Origin of the sequence: Phenylobacterium sp. (assembly GCF_035276905.1) — a bacterium.
In the GTDB taxonomy this organism is placed as follows: Bacteria; Pseudomonadota; Alphaproteobacteria; order Caulobacterales; family Caulobacteraceae; genus Phenylobacterium.
This window is the reverse complement of sequence record NZ_DATELG010000247.1, coordinates 1-2,958: the sequence shown is the minus strand read 5'-3', so window position 1 is coordinate 2,958 and position 2,958 is coordinate 1. Positions and strand designations below refer to the sequence as shown.

The 2,958-nt window shown below is 72.6% G+C and carries 3 protein-coding genes; 2 read left to right on the top strand and 1 reads right to left on the bottom strand.

Annotated elements, in window-relative coordinates; all coding sequences use genetic code 11:
* The coding region (locus VJS38_RS11660; RefSeq protein WP_324088318.1) for an asparagine synthase-related protein at positions 1-604 on the top strand (604 nt) is incomplete at its 5' end.
* Between the two features lie 13 nt (positions 605-617).
* Complete coding sequence (locus VJS38_RS11655; RefSeq protein ID WP_324088317.1) at positions 618-1,826, top strand: PQQ-dependent sugar dehydrogenase; 1,209 nt, start codon at positions 618-620, stop codon at positions 1,824-1,826.
* Here the strand turns inward: VJS38_RS11655 and VJS38_RS11650 are convergent.
* Positions 1,807-2,934: an NAD(P)/FAD-dependent oxidoreductase gene (locus VJS38_RS11650; protein WP_324088316.1), complete on the bottom strand. Its 1,128-nt coding sequence runs from the start codon at positions 2,932-2,934 to the stop codon at positions 1,807-1,809. The two genes, VJS38_RS11655 and VJS38_RS11650, sit on opposite strands and share 20 nt — an antisense overlap.
* Positions 2,935-2,958 lie beyond the last annotated feature (24 nt).

Sequence of the window (2,958 nt, the reverse complement as noted above, 5' to 3'; positions counted from 1 at the left end):
GACGGCGCGCACTTCGGCCACGCGCGCGGCGAGGTCGGCGGCGCAGGGCGCGATCCAGGCCTCGACGGGCACGGTGAAGCCCTGCTTGCGCGCCCAGGCCAAGGCGCCGAAGGGGCTTTGCGGCCTGCAGGCGGCGCAATGGGCGGACGTTTCGACCTGGCTGCCGAACGACCTGCTGCTCAAGCTCGACCGCTGCCTGATGGCCCACGGGCTGGAGGGGCGCACGCCGTTCCTTGACCCGGCCGTCGCCGCCTTCGCCTTTCCCCTGCCCGACCGCTTCAAGGTCCGCGGCCGCTACGGCAAGTGGCTGCTGCGCAAATGGCTGGAGCGCGCCTGCCCGGCGGCCGAGCCGTGGGCCCGCAAGCAGGGCTTCACCGTCCCGGTGGAGGCGTGGATCGCTCCGCGGGCGGCGCAGATCGCGGGGCGGATCGGCAAGCTCGACGCCGTGCGGGCGCTCAAGGAACCCGACGCCGTGGCCGGGGCGTTTGCAGCCGGTGCGGCGGGCCAGCGCTGGCCGCTGCTGTTCTTTGCGGTCTGGTCGCTGATCCACCTCGAGGGCGCATCGCCAGAGGAGGCGCTGAGGGCGGCGGTCGGGCCGCTGTAGCGGAGTCGACCTGATGCCCCGCAAGTTCCTGGCCCTGGGCGCGGTGTTCCTGCTCTGCGCCTGCAGCGGCCGCGCCGCGCCCGACTCAGGCCAGCCGGAAGAGACCGCCCCGCCCAACGCCAAGGGCCAGAAGCCCGCATTCCCCGGTCAGACGCGGGCGCCGAGGCTGACCACGAACACCGCCTTCCGCGTCGTCACCGTCGCGCGGGGCCTGGAGAGCCCGTGGGGGCTGGCCTTCCTGCCGGACCGGCGGATGCTGGTCACCGAGCGGCCGGGACGGATCCGCCTCGTCACCGCCGCGGGCGCCGTCTCGGCCCCGCTGCAGGGGGTTCCGGCGGTGGCGACCGGCGGCCAGATGGGCCTCTTCGGCCTGGCGCTCGACCCGCAGTTCGCGCGCAACCGGCGCATCTACTTCGCCTATTCCGAGCCTCGCGCCGGCGGATCCGGCCTGGCGGTGGCGCGCGCCGAACTGGTCGAGACCCCGGCGTCCGCGCTGAAGAACCTGCAGGTCATCTTCCGCGCCCAACCGGTGCGGGACGATTCCGCCAACATCGGCGGGCGGCTGGTGTTCGCCCGCGACGGAACCCTGTTCGTCACCGTCGGCGACCGGTTCAGCGCCATGGCCAAGGCCCAGACCCTCGACAACGACCTCGGCAAGGTGGTGCGGATCAACCCCGACGGCGGGATCCCGCGCGACAATCCCTTCGTCGGGCGCAAGGGGACGAGAGGCGAGATCTGGTCGTACGGCCATCGCAACAGCCAGTCCGCGGCGATCAATCCCTGGAGCGGCCAGCTGTGGACCGTCGAGCACGGCGCGCGCGGCGGCGACGAGGTCAACATCATCCGCGCGGGCACGAACTACGGCTGGCCGGTGATCACCTATGGCGAGGACTATTCCGGCCAGCCGGTCGGCGCCGGGATCACCCGGAAGGCGGGGATGGAGCAGCCGATCTACTACTGGGACCCGGTGCTCGCCCCCTCCGGCATGGCCTTCTATGACGCGAACCTGTTCCCCGCCTGGAAGGGCAGCCTGTTCGTCGGCGGCCTGAAGCCCGAGCACCTGGCGCGGCTGACGCTGAAGGGCGACCGCATCACGGGCGAGGAGTGGCTGCTGAAGGACCTTGGCGAGCGGATCCGCGACGTGGTCGTGGGCCCGGACGGGGCGATCTATCTCCTGACCGACAACGACCGCGGCCGGGTGCTCAAGCTGGTCCCGAAGTGAGGCCCAGCCGCCCCGCCGCCTCCTCGCCGATCGCCAGCGACGAGGTCAGCCCCGGGCTCTCGATGCCGAAGAGGGCCACGAGGCCCTCGATCCCGTGCGCCTCCGGCCCGTCGATGCGGAAGTCCGGCTGCGGCTCGTCAGGGCCGTGCAGCTTGGGCCTGACGCCCGCATAGTCGGGGACCAGCGCCCCGTCCGGCAGGCCCGGCCAGAACTTGCGGATGTAGCGGTAGAAATCCGCCGCCGCGGCCGGGTCCACGGTATAGTCCGGCGCGTCCACATAGTGCAGGTCCGGGCCGAAGATCCCCTGCCCGCCGAGGTCGCGGCGATAGTGGGTGCCGAGCGCCCCGTGGATCGGCGGCGGATAGATCAGCCGCGTGAACGGCGCCCTGCCCGCCAGCCGGAAATACAGGCCCTTGCCGAAGTGGGCGGGCGGGATGAGCCCCGCCGGGAAGCCCTCGATATGCGCCGCTACCCCCTGGGCGGAGAGCCCCGGCGCGGTCAGCAGATAGCGGCAGGTCAGCGTCGTGGGCTCCGCCCCGCCGGCGCGCACGGTGAACCCGCCGCCCGCCAACGGACCGGCGCCGTCGAAGGGCGTCGCCAGCACCACCGCGCCGCCGGCGGCCTCGATCTCGCCCTGCAGGGCCAGCATGTAGCCGTGGCTGTCGAAGACGCCGCTCTGCGGCGAGATCAGCGCCGCCGCGCAGGCGAGCTCCGGCTCCAGCGCCAGCGCCTCGGCCCGGGACAGGTGGCGCATGTCCTCGACGCCGTTGGTCCTGGCCTGTTTCAGGATGTGGTCGAGCTTGGCGGCCTCGTCGGCGTCGGCGGCCACCACCAGCTTGCCGCAGCGGTCGAAGTCGACGCCGTGGGCCTGAAGAAACGGATAGAGCGCGCGCCTTCCCGCCACGCAGAGCCGCGCCTTCAGCGAGCCGGTCGGATAGTAGAGCCCGCCGTGGATCACCTCGGAATTGCGCGAGGAGACCCCCTGGCCGATGGCGGCCTCCTGCTCCAGCACCGCGACCACGAGCCCGCGCCGGGAGAGCGCATAGCCGCAAGCCAGCCCCACCGCGCCCGCACCCACCACCACCGCGTCGAAATCAAACTCGGCCATACGCGAGGCTTAACGCGCGACGGG

What these genes read in the sequence shown, in the direction of transcription:
- VJS38_RS11655 (WP_324088317.1), top strand. Translation starts at nt 618, where the DNA reads ATGCCCCGCAAGTTCCTGGCCCTGGGCGCGGTGTTCCTGCTCTGCGCC.
- VJS38_RS11650 (WP_324088316.1), bottom strand. Translation starts at nt 2,934, where the DNA reads ATGGCCGAGTTTGATTTCGACGCGGTGGTGGTGGGTGCGGGCGCGGTG.